General features: G+C 70.6%; 18 protein-coding genes and 2 pseudogenes. 7 read left to right on the forward strand and 13 right to left on the reverse strand.

Going from position 1 to position 14,409, the window contains the following annotated elements; genetic code table 11:
* Positions 1-383, forward strand: a pseudogene (locus tag SLP03_RS30355) (hypothetical protein); the annotation flags it as partial.
* A gap of 9 nt (positions 384-392) precedes the next feature.
* Here the strand turns inward: SLP03_RS30355 and SLP03_RS30360 are convergent.
* Positions 393-629, reverse strand: a complete 237-nt coding sequence (locus SLP03_RS30360) for a hypothetical protein (protein ID WP_319464076.1) — start codon at positions 627-629, stop codon at positions 393-395.
* An 84-nt stretch (positions 630-713) separates the two neighbouring features.
* Positions 714-1,589, reverse strand: coding sequence for a L,D-transpeptidase family protein (locus SLP03_RS30365; protein WP_319464077.1), 876 nt, complete (start codon positions 1,587-1,589; stop codon positions 714-716).
* A 173-nt stretch (positions 1,590-1,762) separates the two neighbouring features.
* Here SLP03_RS30365 and SLP03_RS30370 point away from each other — a divergent pair, with 173 nt between their 5' ends.
* Entirely contained in the window at positions 1,763-3,442 is a 1,680-nt protein-coding gene (locus SLP03_RS30370; protein ID WP_319464078.1) for a DNA repair helicase XPB, read from the forward strand.
* 9 nt (positions 3,443-3,451) lie between these two features.
* Here the strand turns inward: SLP03_RS30370 and SLP03_RS30375 are convergent, their stop codons facing one another.
* From SLP03_RS30375 to SLP03_RS30385, 3 genes are all read right to left on the reverse strand, one after another.
* A complete protein-coding gene (locus SLP03_RS30375; protein ID WP_319464091.1) occupies positions 3,452-3,796 on the reverse strand; it encodes a type II toxin-antitoxin system HicB family antitoxin in 345 nt (114 codons plus the stop codon).
* A complete protein-coding gene (locus SLP03_RS30380) occupies positions 3,796-4,152 on the reverse strand; it encodes a hypothetical protein (RefSeq protein WP_319464079.1) in 357 nt (118 codons plus the stop codon). Before SLP03_RS30380 ends, SLP03_RS30375 begins: the two co-directional genes overlap by 1 nt.
* 130 nt (positions 4,153-4,282) lie before the next feature.
* Entirely contained in the window at positions 4,283-5,260 is a 978-nt protein-coding gene (locus tag SLP03_RS30385) for an RNA polymerase sigma-70 factor (RefSeq protein WP_319464080.1), read from the reverse strand.
* A gap of 130 nt (positions 5,261-5,390) precedes the next feature.
* Between SLP03_RS30385 and SLP03_RS30390 the strand changes: the two genes are divergently transcribed.
* Together SLP03_RS30390 and SLP03_RS30395 are read left to right on the forward strand one after the other, a co-directional pair.
* Entirely contained in the window at positions 5,391-5,876 is a 486-nt protein-coding gene (locus SLP03_RS30390; protein ID WP_319464081.1) for a carboxymuconolactone decarboxylase family protein, read from the forward strand.
* An 81-nt stretch (positions 5,877-5,957) separates the two neighbouring features.
* Positions 5,958-6,326, forward strand: a pseudogene (locus SLP03_RS30395) (DEAD/DEAH box helicase); the annotation flags it as partial.
* A gap of 395 nt (positions 6,327-6,721) precedes the next feature.
* On the opposite strand, the gene SLP03_RS30400 reads toward SLP03_RS30395, so the two are convergent.
* On the reverse strand, positions 6,722-6,949 hold the full coding sequence (locus SLP03_RS30400; RefSeq protein WP_319464082.1) for a winged helix-turn-helix domain-containing protein: 228 nt from the start codon (positions 6,947-6,949) through the stop codon (positions 6,722-6,724).
* Positions 6,950-7,313: 364 nt separating this feature from the next.
* Here SLP03_RS30400 and SLP03_RS30405 point away from each other — a divergent pair, with 364 nt between their 5' ends.
* Positions 7,314-7,610, forward strand: a complete 297-nt coding sequence (locus SLP03_RS30405; RefSeq protein ID WP_408630975.1) for a DivIVA domain-containing protein — start codon at positions 7,314-7,316, stop codon at positions 7,608-7,610.
* Positions 7,607-7,873, forward strand: coding sequence for a hypothetical protein (locus SLP03_RS30410; protein WP_319464083.1), 267 nt, complete (start codon positions 7,607-7,609; stop codon positions 7,871-7,873). Before SLP03_RS30405 ends, SLP03_RS30410 begins: the two co-directional genes overlap by 4 nt.
* Positions 7,874-8,411: 538 nt before the next feature.
* Here SLP03_RS30410 and SLP03_RS30415 read toward each other — a convergent pair.
* The 7 genes from SLP03_RS30415 to ligD (SLP03_RS30445) form a co-directional block, all read right to left on the reverse strand.
* The gene (locus SLP03_RS30415) at positions 8,412-9,293 is read right to left on the reverse strand and encodes a GNAT family N-acetyltransferase (RefSeq protein ID WP_319464084.1); all 882 of its coding nucleotides are present in this window, start codon (positions 9,291-9,293) and stop codon (positions 8,412-8,414) included.
* A gap of 194 nt (positions 9,294-9,487) precedes the next feature.
* Entirely contained in the window at positions 9,488-9,994 is a 507-nt protein-coding gene (locus SLP03_RS30420; RefSeq protein WP_319464085.1) for a protein-disulfide reductase DsbD domain-containing protein, read from the reverse strand.
* Positions 9,976-10,539 carry a thioredoxin family protein gene (locus SLP03_RS30425; RefSeq protein ID WP_319464093.1) on the reverse strand — a complete coding sequence of 188 codons (564 nt, stop codon included), beginning with the start codon at positions 10,537-10,539 and terminating at the stop codon, positions 9,976-9,978. The genes SLP03_RS30420 and SLP03_RS30425 overlap by 19 nt, the downstream gene beginning before the upstream one ends.
* An 80-nt stretch (positions 10,540-10,619) precedes the next feature.
* Entirely contained in the window at positions 10,620-10,805 is a 186-nt protein-coding gene (locus SLP03_RS30430; protein ID WP_319464086.1) for a hypothetical protein, read from the reverse strand.
* A gap of 42 nt (positions 10,806-10,847) precedes the next feature.
* Entirely contained in the window at positions 10,848-11,555 is a 708-nt protein-coding gene (locus tag SLP03_RS30435) for an alpha/beta hydrolase (protein ID WP_319464087.1), read from the reverse strand.
* A gap of 46 nt (positions 11,556-11,601) precedes the next feature.
* Entirely contained in the window at positions 11,602-12,513 is a 912-nt protein-coding gene (ligD, locus tag SLP03_RS30440; RefSeq protein ID WP_319464088.1) for a non-homologous end-joining DNA ligase, read from the reverse strand.
* A complete protein-coding gene (ligD, locus tag SLP03_RS30445) occupies positions 12,503-13,450 on the reverse strand; it encodes a non-homologous end-joining DNA ligase (RefSeq protein ID WP_319464089.1) in 948 nt (315 codons plus the stop codon). Before ligD (SLP03_RS30445) ends, ligD (SLP03_RS30440) begins: the two co-directional genes overlap by 11 nt.
* Positions 13,451-13,534: 84 nt before the next feature.
* Between ligD (SLP03_RS30445) and SLP03_RS30450 the strand changes: the two genes are divergently transcribed.
* Positions 13,535-14,409: Ku protein (locus SLP03_RS30450; RefSeq protein ID WP_319464090.1), on the forward strand; the 875-nt coding region annotated here is incomplete at its 3' end.

Raw genomic sequence — 14,409 nt, forward strand, 5'->3', positions numbered from 1 at the left:
CGGTGTCGACCCGGACCCTCGACCCGCTGGCGGCCCCGAAACTGCCCCTGCCCCGGCTGCTCGGCGTGGTGGAGCAGATCCGGCGCGGCGAGGCGGCGGCGCGGGCGGCCCGGCGGGCCCCGGCGGTGGTCCGCGCCGGCGCGGCCGGCACCGGGCCGGCGCCCGCGCCCGGGCACAGCGACGCGCTCGCCGTGCTTCAGCAGGCGGTCCGCGACAAGGCGCTGGTCTGGGTGGGTTACGTCGACGCGCACGGGGCGACCGCGTCCCGGCTGGTCCGGCCGGTGTCGATCGGGGCGGGCTACCTGCGCGCCGAGGACGATCGGACGGAGATGCTGCACACCTTCGCGCTGCACCGGATCACCGCGGCGGTGCTGGAGGACTGAGGCGACCGGTCAGCGTCCGTTGCGCCGGAGCGTGCCGACCACCGAGACGGCCAGCAGCAGCGCGAACCCGGCGCCCGCCGACTCGCCGACCGAGTCGATGAAGCCCTGGCGCTGCACCAGCAGCCCGAAGAGGAACCAGCCGACCAGGCCGACCGCGGCGGTCGCGTAGCCGACCAGGGCGGCCCTGGTGACCTCGTGGGCCGGCGCCCGACCCTCGTCGGGGATCGCGTCGTGGTCGACCGTCATCTGTCGCCTCCCCGTCCCGCCGCCTCCGACCTTCAGCGTGTCACTCGGGGGGCGGCGGTGACAGGGGAGAAACCCCGATCCGGCTCAGGTGCCGGGCCGGCGGCCGAAGAGGACCACCCGGGTGCCGAGCCGGCCCAGCTCCCAGAGCCGGACGGCGTCGGCGTGCAGCAGGTTGACGCAGCCGTGCGAGCCGATCGCGCCGTTGTGCAGGTACGTGGTGGTCTCGTGGAAGCCCATCCCGCCGTTGAACTGCTGCCAGTACGGCAGCCAGACCTCGTACGGGTTGGACCACTCCTTCAGGTTGCGGCCCCCGACCCGGTAGGTGCCGGCGGTGGTCGGGTACCCGGCCATGCCGGTCCGGGTGACGGTGGGCCCCAGCACCACCGTGCCGTTGCGCATCGCCCAGACCGTCTGCCGGGTCAGGTCGACGCAGAAGGTCAGCCCGGAGCCGGCCCGGCAGCGGCGTACGTCGGTGGTGGCGAGCCGGCGCGCCACGTCGGACGTGGTGCGGCCGGCGCGGCCCTCGGCCGGGCTGATGCCGTACCGGCGCTGGAACCGCTTGATCGCGGCGCAGTCGGCGGCGGACTGCTTCCCGTCCACGGTCACCGTGCCGAACCCGCCCAGCCGGGCCAGGTACGTCTCCACGTCCCGCTGCCGATCCCCCTGCGGGCAGCCGGTGTACGTCACCGACGGGCCGGTGGGTCGCGGCGTGGCGCTCGGCTTCGGCGTCCGGCTCGGCTTCGGCGTGGTCGTCCGGCTCGGCTGCGGAGTCGGACGACCGGTGGTCCGGTCCGGCGTGGGCGTCGCGCTCGCCCCCGATTCCCGTTCCGTCACGCCGACGGGGGCCGGCGCGGCAGCGCCGGTCCCGTCGCCCTGCGGATCGAGCGCGCACGCACCGACGCCGACCAGCAGGACCGCTGCCAGGGCGACGGCCCGAGCGATAAACCGGACACGCTGCATGCGCCCTCCCCTGGCCAGTTGTCCCGCTCTCTAGACGTGCGGGAAGAGCGTCACGTTGCCTGCCGGCCGTGACTATTTCCGGACACCTGCCCGCGTGCAACACTGGATGGTCGGCCTTCGGCAGGTCAGCCGGTCGGCGGGCGCGGAAATTCGGCAATGGAGAGGACACTGGCGTGAGCGGTGGACCACTGATCGTGCAGTCGGACAAGACCCTGCTGCTGGAGATCGACCACCCGGACGCGCAGGCCTGCCGGATGGTGATCGCGCCCTTCGCCGAGTTGGAGCGCTCCCCCGAGCACGTGCACACCTATCGGCTGACCCCGCTGGGGCTGTGGAACGCCCGGGCCGCCGGTCACGACGCCGAGGGCGTGGTGGACTCGCTGATCAAGTACTCCCGCTACCCCGTCCCGCACGGGCTGCTGGTCGACGTGGCCGAGACGATGGACCGGTACGGCCGGCTCCAGCTCGCCAACGACCCGGCGTACGGCCTGGTGCTGCGGGCGCTGGACCGGCTGGTGCTGATCGAGGTCGCCAAGAGCAAGAAGCTCGCCGGCATGCTCGGCGACAAGATCGACGACGACACGATCCAGGTGCACCCGTCGGAGCGGGGCCGGCTCAAGCAGGCGCTGCTCAAGCTCGGCTGGCCGGCGGAGGACCTGGCCGGGTACGTCGACGGCGAGGCGCACCCGATCGAGCTGGCCGAGGCCGGCAAGGACGGCCGTAAGCCGTGGACCCTGCGGTCGTACCAGCGGGAGGCCGTGGAAGCGTTCTGGGCCGGCGGGTCGGGCGTGGTGGTCCTCCCCTGCGGCGCGGGCAAGACGCTGGTCGGGGCGGCGGCGATGGCTGAGGCGAAGGCGACGACCCTGATCCTGGTCACCAACACGGTCGCCGGCCGGCAGTGGAAGCGGGAGCTGATCGCGCGCACCTCGCTGACCGAGGAGGAGATCGGCGAGTACTCGGGCGAGCGCAAGGAGATCCGCCCGGTCACCATCGCCACGTACCAGGTGCTCACTTCGCGGCGCGGCGGCATGTTCACCCACCTGGACCTGTTCGGGGCCCGCGACTGGGGCCTGGTCATCTACGACGAGGTCCACCTGCTGCCCGCGCCGATCTTCCGGTTCACCGCGGACCTACAGGCCCGCCGCCGGCTAGGGCTGACGGCGACGCTGGTCCGCGAGGACGGCCGCGAGGGCGACGTCTTCAGCCTGATCGGCCCCAAGCGGTACGACGCGCCGTGGAAGGACATCGAGTCGCAGGGCTGGATCGCCCCGGCCGAGTGCACCGAGGTACGGGTGACGCTGACCGACGCGGAGCGGATGTCGTACGCGACGGCGGAGTCCGAGGAGCGGTACCGGATGGCGGCGACCGCCCGGACGAAGCTCCCGGTGGTGAAGGCCCTGGTCGACCGGCACCGCGGCGACCAGGTGCTGGTGATTGGCGCCTACATCGACCAGCTGCACCAGCTCGGCGAATACCTCGACGCGCCGATCATCCAGGGTTCGACCACCAACAAGGAGCGCGAGCGGCTCTTCGACGCGTTCCGCTCGGGTGAGCTGCGCACCCTGGTCCTTTCCAAGGTCGGCAACTTCTCCATCGACCTGCCCGAGGCGGCGGTGGCGATCCAGGTCTCCGGCACCTTCGGCTCCCGGCAGGAGGAGGCGCAGCGTCTCGGCCGGGTGCTGCGACCCAAGGCCGATCGACGGCAGGCGCACTTCTACACGGTGGTCTCCCGGGACACCATCGACACCGAGTACGCCGCCCACCGCCAGCGCTTCCTCGCCGAGCAGGGGTACGCGTACACGATCATCGACGCCGACGACGTGCTGGGGCCGAAGCTGCCGAGCGTGGACTGAACGGCCTGGTCAGGCGGCTCGGAGCTTCCCCAGCACGTACTGGTTGAGGCTCATCCCGTCCTCAGCGGCCCGCATGGCGAGTTCGCGGTGCAGGCTCTCGCCGACGCGGAGATTGAACTTGCCCGAGTAGCTGCGGTCAGCGAACGGCTGTGGCACCGGCTCACCCTGCACCGCCATGTCCCCGATCACCTCACGCACCAGATCCTCAAGCCCTTGGAGGGCGCCGATCTGCGACGGCGCAAGCCAGGAGAGCGACGGGAACTCGACGCAGGTGGCGACGAACTCGTCATCCTCGGCGGACCAGGTGACGCGGTAGGTGTAGTGGGTGATCTCGGGACGGGCTTCGGGGTGCATCACATGGCCTCCTTCTTGTCGATCGCCTTGAGCACCTGCCGGACCTGGTAGGCCTTGGCCTTGCCCTTGTCGTTCTGGATGTTGACGCGTGGGTCGCCCGCCCAGGGCATCTTGAACACCGCGTGGGAGGTACCGGCCTGCCGGGGCTTTCCAAAGTAGTGCTCGCACACGCCGTAGAGATCGTTATAGGCGACGTTCTGCTGGTTGCTTCGCATCGCTTCAACGAGCTTGGCTATGGACGGCACGAGAAAATGGTACTGCATGCGGTACCAATTTCGCCACGCCTGCCGCAGATGCCGTCGATCGCGGACGCCGACGACGTGCTTGGCCCGAAGCTGCCGACGGTCGACTGACACGCGGCCCGACGCAGGCGGCCGGGGGCGGCCGGCCAGGCTCCGGTGCGATGTCGCGAGGAGCGGAGGCCTGTCTCGCTCCCTACCAACTTGATGTCGTCAACGAATCGGCCGGCCGCTCGGTCCCGCCGGCTCAGCGGCTCAGGACGGTCTCCCGCTCCATGTGCGACAGCTTCTCGGGATTGCGCACCGCGTAGAGGCCAGTGATGAGGCCGTCGTCGATGCGCACGGCCAAGACGGTGTCGAGCTCGCCGTCGAGCTGGAGGATCAGCGCCGGGTAGCCATTGACCTGCGCCGGCCGCAGCGACGAGATGTCGGCGACCCGGCCCCAGCCGCCGGCCAGCAGGCGTGCGACCTTGTCGGCCCCCACGATGGGCCGCAGGACGGCCTGCTTGACTCCGCCACCGTCGCCGAGAAGGACGACTTCTGGCGCGAGGATGTCGAGCAGGCTCTGCAGATCGCCGGTCTCGACCGCTCGTTGGAACGCATCGAGCGCGTACCGGGTCTCGGTCGCTGAGACGACCCGGCGCGGCCGACGCGCCGCGACGTGCGCCCGTGCCCGGTGTGCGATCTGGCGGACCGCGGCCGGGCTCTTGTCGACGGCTTCGGCGATCTCGTCGTACCCGACGTCGAACACCTCCCGCAGCACGAACACCGCCCGTTCGGTCGGTGCGAGCGTCTCCAGCACCAGCAGCATCGCCATCGAGACGCTGTCGGCCAACGCGACGTCCTCGGCCACGTCGGGCGCGGTGAGCAGCGGCTCGGGCAGCCAGGAGCCGACGTAGGACTCTTTGCGGCGGCCGAGCGTACGCAGCCGGGCGAGAGCCTGGCGGGTGGTGATCCGGACCAGGTAGGCACGCTGATCCCGCACCGTGCCGAGATCGACGCCCGCCCACCGCAACCACGTCTCCTGGAGGACGTCCTCCGCGTCGGCGGCCGAACCGAGCATCTCGTACGCGACGGTGAACAGCAGGTTGCGATGGGCGAGGAACGCCTCGGTGGCCGGATCCGGGCGGTCGTCACGGTCGATGCCCCGGCCTCGATCGTCGGCTGCGGTCTGCGGCGTGCCCACCATGGGTGACTCCCGTTCGCTCTCGACTGTGTCACCCACCAGATGCCGGATCCCGCCGTGGTGTGACACCTCCTGCTGTGGCGGCCGTCACCTGGCCGCGACGTCACAGGGACCCGATCGCCGGCATCCCATGTTCGTCCACCGAACACCACGAGTGAAGGACGGAACCATGGACGCCCGATTCAACATGTTCGACAACGAGATCGCCATGAAGTTCTTCAAGCGGTTCGCCAACGCCGGCATGGTAATCCAGCAGTCGCCGCTGCCAAAGTCCACGCAGGAGCTGGTGTCGCTGCGGGCCAGCCAGATCAACGGCTGCGGTTGGTGCATCGACATGCACACCAAGGAGGCCGCAGCCGCCGGCGAGACCGCGGTCCGGCTCCACCTGGTCGCCGCTTGGCGCGAGTCCACCGTCTTCACCGAGGCCGAGCAGGCCGCGCTGGCGCTCGCCGAAGAGGGCACCCGGCTCGCCGACGCCTACCAGGGCGTGTCCGACGAGACCTGGGCCCAGGTACGCAAGCACTACGACGACGACCAGATCGCCGCGCTGATCTCCCTGGTCGCCCTGATCAACGCAGCCAACCGGCTCGCCGTGATCGTGCACCAGCGGGGTGGTTCGTATCAGCCCGGCATGTTCGCCGCCGCGTTCGACTGACGCGCAGACGAATCCGGCTCGGCCCAGGATCATCCGATCCTGGGCCGGGCGCTCACCTTGGTGACCTTCAACCAGCCCCTCTTCACCGCGGACCTTCAGGCCCGCCGCCGGCTAGGGCTGACCGCGACCCTGGTTCGGGAGGACGGCCGGGAGGGCGACGTGTTCAGCCTGATCGGCCCCAAGCGGTACGACGCCCCGGCCGAGTGCACCGAGGTACGGGTGACACTGACCGACGCGGAGCGGATGTCGTACGCGACGGCGGAGTCCGAGGAGCGCTACCGGATGGCGGCGACCGCCCGGACGAAGCTCCCGGTGGTGAAGGCTCTGGTCGACCGGCACCGCGGCGACCAGGTGCTGGTGATCGGCGCCTACATCGACCAGCTGCACCAGCTCGGCGAATACCTCGACGCGCCGATCATCCAGGGTTCGACCACCAACAGCCCACGACAGCACGGGTTGGCCGAGAGCGGTTACCGCCGCCTTCTCGATAGGTCCGGCCCACTCCTCCCACGTGAAGTTGCGCAATGTCCGTCCCAGAGGCTCGTTGACGCTGGCGATGCTCGGCCATAGTAGGACGTCGCTGTGCCACCTGCGTTCCAACCGACCGACGGCACTGCCCCTTGGCCCCGAGGCAGCACGGAGGCATCGAAACCGCCGGCAGCCGCTGACGATGCCCGCCGCTGATCAGCATGATGGCCACGCCCAGCAGCACCGGACGACAACGGCTGACAAGTGATGGTGCCGCGTGCCCGCGTTCGGGACGAAGAGTTCAGGGCTGGCTTTGCGTCGCCAGGATGGAAATCGTGCGCCCGGACAACGAAGCGCTTGGCCGCCTGCCAGACTGGTCAGCCCCGAGGGGATTCCGCGACGAAGACGCCGCGACCCGGGCGGCCGACCAGCACACCCTGCTCTCGCAGCGTCGCCACCGCTCGGTGAATCGTCGAGAGCGACAGGTCGTAGTGATCAGCCAGTTCCTGGGTGGACGGTATCTGCGACCCGGGTTGGAACTCGCCCACCTCGATCCGCTTCAGCAGATCCTTGATCAACTCGTCCATGGTTGGCGGAATCGGCACGTGGAGGCCCCTTGCAGTCGGTTGGCCCTCCCAGTATCGAGCACCAGGTGAAAGAGCGGCAACAACTGAAAGGGAAGCAGCAGGCAGCGCATCAGGCAGATTCGACAGGTAAGAGAGCGTTGACAGAGGTGAGAGGTATCGGTAGCGTCGCTCTCGGTGATGCGGTGCTGCTGCGGTCGGTTGGCGCCTCTCGTACCGGTCTCGCATCGCCGCCGAGACCTCACCCTCCGCGCTCCCCCGGCGCGGCCCTGCTGTCGTACCGCCGATCAAGGCTGCGGTGGCAGGGCGGGGCGGTCTCCGCCGAGCGCAAGCGGCGGAGACCGCCCCCTCCACTTCGACGCGATCCGACGATGGGCGGTCACCCGTGCGCAACCTGATCCGTCGGCTGGCGAGCCGACACGACCAACGACGTCCGACGGAAAACGCCGGCCCACTCCAGGGCCGGCTTCCGCTCCGGCCCTGGCAGATCCGCGATCGGTGCTTCAACGTCCGCCGGCACGGCCTCGACCCCGTCGAGATCCGCGCCTTCCTGCACCGGGTGGCCGACGAACTCACGGTCGCTCAGACCGCCCTGGTCGCGGTGCAGGAGGAGAACGTACGGATCAAGAACGCCCTGCGCGCCTGGCAGAGCGCCCAGTCGGCGAACCACCGCTACCGATGACCGACCGCTGGGTGATCCACCTGCCGGTCACCGCGCCCGACCTGCTCCGGGCCCGGATCTTCGCCCGTACCGCCGCCCGTGTGCTGGCCCGGCTCAGCGCACGCGTCGAGCCGGGCGGGGTGACCGTCTCGGCCGAGGACCAGCAGGGCGTACGCCACTGGGTCTTCTGCGACCGGCCACTGGGCGGCGGCGGGCGGTGTGCGCTGCCGGTGGACCACAGCGTGCCCTGCTCGCGGCGCGCGCCGTGGCTCAACCGCCGGTGAAGACGACCGGGCGCAGGTGTGCGGGCAGGTGGTCGTGCTGCCAGGCCGCTCGGCCTCGACGGACCCGGTCATTTCCGTCACGTGGGTGAGTCGTCGACGGGGCGTAGGCCGACGCTGGTGAATGACTGCTGTCCCGTCGGGTACGCGGGCTGCGAAACGCGGAGGATCAGGCCGGGTAGACCCCTGCGGCGCCGCCACGCCGGCCCGTTGTTTGGGGGCGGAATCGCCATCTCCGATCCGAGGCACGCGAGAAGAGAGGCATGCGATGAAGGACAGAATCCTCAAAGGGTTGAAGAAGAAGACAAACTCGATCATGGTGCGCCGCAGGCGCAAAGACTCCGTGATCACCAAGCCGAGCCGCTCCAGAAGGCCCGGCAGGCTCTTTCAATGAGAGCGCCACCCGCCGGAAGCCGATGACCGCGCGGCCGGCGGCGCGCCGTGGCTCAGCCGTCGGTGAAGACGACCGGGCGCAGGTGTGCGGGCAGGCAGCCGGCCGCCCAGCGGGCGAGCGCGGAATGGTCGTCCCGCTCGGCGGCGGTCACGGGCGGCGGCGCAGGTAGCGGGCGCGGCGGCCGGCGTCGCGGAAGCCGAGCCGCCGGTACAGCCCGGCGGCCGGGTTGTTGTCGTTCACGCAGAGCCACGCCTCGCCGGCGCCGTCGGCGGCCAGTGCCCGCAGCGCGCTTGCCACCAGGTACGCCCCGAGCCGGCGGTGCCGCCAGCCGGGGACGACGCCCACCTGGTCGACCCAGTTGTCGATGACGTTGAGGAAGCCCACGGCGGCGCCGTCGGGACCTCGGGCGATGATCGACAGGTCCGGCCGGTATTCGTCGTCCTCCCGCAGCTCGCCCAGCCACTCGTCAGCGTCCGGCTCCACGAAGCCGGGCCGGTCGGCGAACGACGCACGGTAGGTCTCGAACAGTTCGGGGCCGATCTCCCAGGTGATCGGTTCGGTCCGTACTCCGTCCGGCGCAGCCACGTCGGGGAGCGCGTCGAGGTCGTGCCGCAGCACCCACTCCAGGAAGGTCTGGTCGAAGCCGCGCGCGGCGAACAGGGCGTCCGCGTCGGCGCTCCACGACTCGGTGGTCAGCAGCAGGTCCGCGTCGCCGGCCTGCTCGTCCGCCCAGTTCAGCAGCCGGTCGCCGAGGCCCCGCCCGCGCCACGCCGGATGTACCAGGCCTGTGCTGGTGGCCGGCCGGCGGTCGGTGCCGACGCCGACGGCCGCGACCAGCGCGCCGTCGTGCCAGGCGCCGAGGGTACGGGTCTGGAGCAGTCGCGCTCGCAGCAGCGGTGGGCGAGCGAACAACGGCAGCCCGCCGTCGGCGGCCAGGCACGCCTCGGTCAGCTCAGTCAACCCGGCGAGGTGCTCCTCGCCGAATTCCTTCCAGGTGAGGGCGTCCACGCCCGGGTACGTCCGGTCCACCGTAGATCCTTCGTCGTCCTGCTCCGGCGCACCAGTAGGCGTCCCACCCACCGACCCTGTCAACGCGGTTTCCTCGCTCCCCCGGCGCGGCCCTGCTGCCGTACCGCCGATGTGGCCCTGCTCCCGCGGCGCCCGGTGGCTCAGCCGTCGGTGAGTTCGCTCACCCTCGACGCGGGCCGCGTGTCGCGGTCGCCTCAGTGCAGCGGGACAGCCCGCTCGCGGACGGGCGGGAGGCAGGTGCTCGGACTGCATGCGCCGTACGTGACGACCACCTCCGCCGGACCGTCTCCTGTGGAGCGGACCGGCAGCGTGACGGTGACCGGGCCGTCCGGGTAGACGGGGAGTTCGACGCCGAGCTCCGCCAGGCGGAGAGTGCGGACCGGGGCGTCGACGCTCGGGGCTCCGGTCGCCTCGAGGTCACCACGAACGGTGACGACCGTCGGGATGCCGAGCCCCTGCACCCCGTCCGCCGGCAGGTCCAGGCTGTAGAGGTGGAAGCCGGGACGCTCCGGGCGGAACGTCGTCCGGAGCTGCCCGTCGGTGAGGGTCGCCTCGACCGTCACGCCGCCGGCCGCCAGCCGCCCGCTGCGTTCGCTCGGGTCCACCGGATGGGCCGAGCGGCCGCAACCGCCGGCGAGCAGCGCCCCCGCGAGCGTGGCCAGCAGGACGAGGGTCCGGCCGGTCACTGCTTCGGCGCCCACTTGGTCAGGAAGGCGTTGACCTGCTCGCTGTCCATGTCGCGGGCGTTGGCGAAGGAGCCGTCGTTCGTGGCCACCCTGACCTTGCCCTCAGCGGTCAACACCACCAGGGCGGGGATGCCGCTGCGCTTCAGGTCGACGTACTTCGCGGTGAACTTCAGGTTGTGGTCGAACTCGCCGACGTCCACCGCCAGCAGGTGGTAGTTCCGCTCCAGCAGCGGCTTCGTCTCCTCAGACTGGAGCAGCTTGTGCAGCACGTGGCAGTCCGGGCACCAGTCCGCGCCGAAGTCGATCAGCACCGCCTTGCCGTCCGCCTTGGCCAGCGCCAGCGCGGCCTTCAGGTCGGTGGCCGGGTTCCGCTTCGGGTCGTACCTGTCCGGCAGCGTCACCTGTTTGGCAGTCGGGGACGCGGCGGGCTTCGCGGCCGGGGAGGCCGCTGCGGTGGTGGCGGGCGCGGCGCCGGGCGACGACGGGGTGTCCTGGCCGGCGCACGCCGCCAGGAGCAGAGCCGTACCGGCCACGGCCGCGAGGCCGACACGTTGCAGCATCACCACAAGGCACCCCCGTGTGTTGTTCCGGCGGAGGATAGCCCACGGCGACGCCTTGCCGCTGCCTCGACGATCAGTCGTCAGCGGCGACCCGCGACCTGCATCACCGCTTCGGCGAAGGCCTGCGGCGCCTCCTGTGGCGGATTGTGCCCGACACCGCCGCCGATAGTCCGGTGTTCGTACTGGCCGGAGAACTGCTTGGCGTAGACGCTGGGATCCAGGTGTGGCGCGCCATTGGCATCCCCTTCGAGGGTGATGGTGGGCACCGTGATGCGCGGATTCTTCGCAAGCTCTCCTTCCAGCTCGTCCTACTGTGGCTCGCCTTCGGCAAGGCCGAGCCGCCACCGGTAGTTGTGGATCACGATGCTGGCGTGGTCCGGGTTGTTCAACGACGCCGCGCTGCGGTCGAATGTCGCGTCGTCGAACTTCCACTTCGGGGAAGCCGTCCGCCAGATGAGCTTGGCGAAGTCGTGTCGGTTCTTCTCGTACCCTTCCCGGCCGCGTTCCGTGGCGAAGTAGAACTGGTACCACCAGGAAAGCTCTGCCAGCGGGGGCAACGGGTTCCGGCCCGACTCCTGGCTGGCGATCAGATAGCCGCTCACTGAGACCAGACCGTGGCAGCGCTCGGGCCACAGCGCGGCCACGATGTCGGCCGTGCGGGCGCCCCAGTCGAACCCGGCCAGCGTCGCCTTCTCCACCTTCAGGGCGTCCATGAGTGCGACGACATCGACGGCGAAGACCGCGGGCTGACCAACTCGCATGGCTTCGTCGGACCGGAATCGCGTCGTGCCGTAGCCGCGCAGGTGCGGCACGAGCACCCGGTAGCCGGCGTCCGTCAGCAGGGAAACGACGTCGACGAAGCTGTGAATGTCGTACGGCCAGCCGTGCAGCAGGACCACCACGGCACCGTCCGACGGACCAGCGTCGACGTATCCGATGTTCAGGACGCCTGCGCCGACCTGCTTCACGTCGTCGAACGATGTCGTCGCCCCGGTGCCAGCGGAGGGTTCCTTCATCGGCTGCTCCCTGTGCTCGTGCTACGGCCAGCTCGCCCTTGGGGGGTCACGTCGGCAGCTTGGGGCCGCCGTTGAGGAGTGGGGCGAGGAGATCGCCCGACTTCTCCACCCGCTTGAGCACCTCGTCGGCCAGGTAGGGGCGAGCCGACGGCCGCTTCCCCGCCGCTCCTGCGGAGACCTCGTCCCAGGTCAGCGGCGTCGATACGGACGGCACCGACTGGGCCCGCAGCGAGTACGGCGCCACGGTCGTCTTCGCCGCGTTGTTCTGACTCCAGTCGATGAAGATCTTCCCCGGCCGCAGGTTCTTCGCCATCTTCGACACGATCAGCTTCGGGTGCGCCCGCTCCAGCTCCTGGGCGATCCGCTTGGCGTAGTCCGAGACGACATCGGAGGACTGCGTACCGGCGATCGGGCAGCAGAGCTGCATGCCCTTCTTGCCCGACGTCTTCGGGTACGACTCGACACCGTCCGCCGCCAGCCGGTCCCGCATCAGCAGCGCCACCTCGCAGCACTGCTTCAGCGCCGCCGGCGCGCCCGGGTCCAGGTCAACCACCATCATGTCCGGGTGCTCGCCGATCTTCCACTGCGGCGTGTGCAGCTCCAGGGCGGCGAGGTTGGCCAGCCAGACCAGGGTGGGCAGGTCGTCGGCGACCACGTAGTCGATGGTCTCCCGGCCCTTGGTCGACCCGGGCGCGGGCAGCGTCTCGGTGCGTACCCAGGCGGGGGTGGCGGCGGGCTTGTTCTTCTCGAAGAAGGACTTCTCCCCCACGCCGTTGGGGAAGCGGATCCTTGTGAGCGGCCGGTCGGTCAGGTGCGGCAGCAGCGCCGCGGCGATCCGGGTGTAGTAGTCGATCACCTCGCCCTTGGTGAAGCCGACCTCCGGATAGAGCACCTTGTCCAGGTTGGACAGTTCCAGCGCACGTCCCTCGACGTCCACCTTCAACCGGTCAGCTGGCATCCTCGACCTCCTCCGGCGGCTTGTCGGGGCGCAGGCGCAGGATCCGGGGGAAGCGCAGCCGCCCGTCGGGGGTGCGCTGGCCGTACTTCACCTCCACCACAACCTGCGGTGTTACCCAGATCGCGCCCCGGACATCCTCCCGCGGCACGTCCCCGGCGAACGGCGCCACCGCCGTGCGCAGCGGCTCCAGCTCACGCAGCAGCTCCCGTTCCAGGGCCGCGCCGATCCCGCCGCCGACCCGGCCCCGGTAGGTGAGCCGGCCGTCCGGCCGGGGCACCCCGATCAGCAGCCCACCGATCTTGCGGGCGCCGGGCCGCCAGCCGCCCACCACGAAGTCGCCGGTGACCTCCAGCTTGACCTTCAGCCAGTCCGGCGAGCGCACCCCGGGCCGGTAGACCGAGTCGACCCGCTTGGCCATCACCCCCTCCAGGCCGTGCTCGCCGGCCGCCTCGTAGGTGGCCGGGCCATCCGGAAAGGTCGGCGGGACCGCCCACCGCGCCGCGCCCAGCGCCAGGTCGTCCAACGCCGCCCGCCGCCGGGAGTACGACCAGCCGGTCAGGTCCGCGCCCCGCAGCCGGAGCAGGTCGAAGATCATGTACGTCACCGGGGCGGACGCCGCCAGGCGGGCCGCCTTCGCCGGATCCCGCACGTGCATCCGCTCGGCCAGCGCGGTGAACGAGGGCTGCCCGGCCTGGTTGAGCAGGACCACCTCGCCGTCGAGCAGCGCGTCGTCGACCTGGTCGGCCAGGGTGATCAGCTCGGGGTAGGCGGCGGTGATCTCCACGCCGGAGCGGGCGTACAGGTGTTGCCGGGTGGCAGTGGCGGTGATGTCGGCGAGCGCGCGGACGCCGTCCCACTTGAACTCGTACGCCCAGCCGGCACCGGCCGGGAGCGGCCCGGTCATCGCGAGCATCGGCTTCAACGGCGCGCCGGGCACCTTCTGACTGTAGTTGCGCCCGGAAGAGCGTGCGTCCCGTTCGATCGTTTGCGATTCTTGTCAGAACCGGGAGAGGAGCGCGGCATGAGGGCGATCTGGAAAGGAGCGGTGTCGTTCGGGCTGGTGTCGATCGGGGTGAAGCTCTACTCGGCCACCGAGGAGAAGGACATCCGGTTCCACCAGGTGCACCGGGACGACGGCGGTCGCATCCGCTACAAGCGCACCTGCTCGGTCTGCGGTGAGGAGGTCACCTACGACGACATCGCCAAGGGGTACGACATCGGCGGCGGCGAGATGGTCATCCTCACCGACGAGGACTTCGCCGAGCTGCCGCTGACCAGCTCGCGCGCGATCGACGTGTTGGAGTTCGTCCCCGCCGAGCAGGTCGACCCGATCCTCTACAACAAGGCGTACTTCCTCGAACCGGAGGGGACGGCGACCAAGCCGTACGTGCTGCTGCGGGACGCGCTGGCCGACTCGGAGCGGGTGGCGATCGTGAAGGTGGCGCTGCGCCAGCACGAACAGCTCGCCACCCTCCGGGTACGCGAGGGCGTGCTGCTGCTCAACACGATGCTCTGGCCGGACGAGGTGCGTACCCCGGACTTCGGTTTCCTGGACGAGGACCTCAAGGTCCGGCCGCCGGAGCTGGCGATGGCCAGCTCGTTGATCGACTCGATGGCCGGGGAGTTCCAGCCGGACGTCTTCACCGACGACTACCGGGCGGCGCTGCAGGAGGTCATCGACGCGAAGGTCGAGGGTCGCGAGGTGGTCCAGCCGGAGGAGGTGGAGGCGGCGCCGGCCGCCGCGGTCGACCTGATGGCCGCCCTGAAGGCCTCGGTCGAGCGGGCCCGGGCGGCGCGCGGCGAAGAGCCCGCCGCGGGTAAGGCCGCCGAGCCGACCCCGATCTCGGCCGCCCGCTCCGCGCAGAAGGCCGCCAAGGCGCCGGCGAAGAAGGCGGC

The sequence above is a fragment of the Micromonospora sp. RTP1Z1 genome, from assembly GCF_033804685.1.
Classification (GTDB): Bacteria; Actinomycetota; Actinomycetes; order Mycobacteriales; family Micromonosporaceae; genus Micromonospora.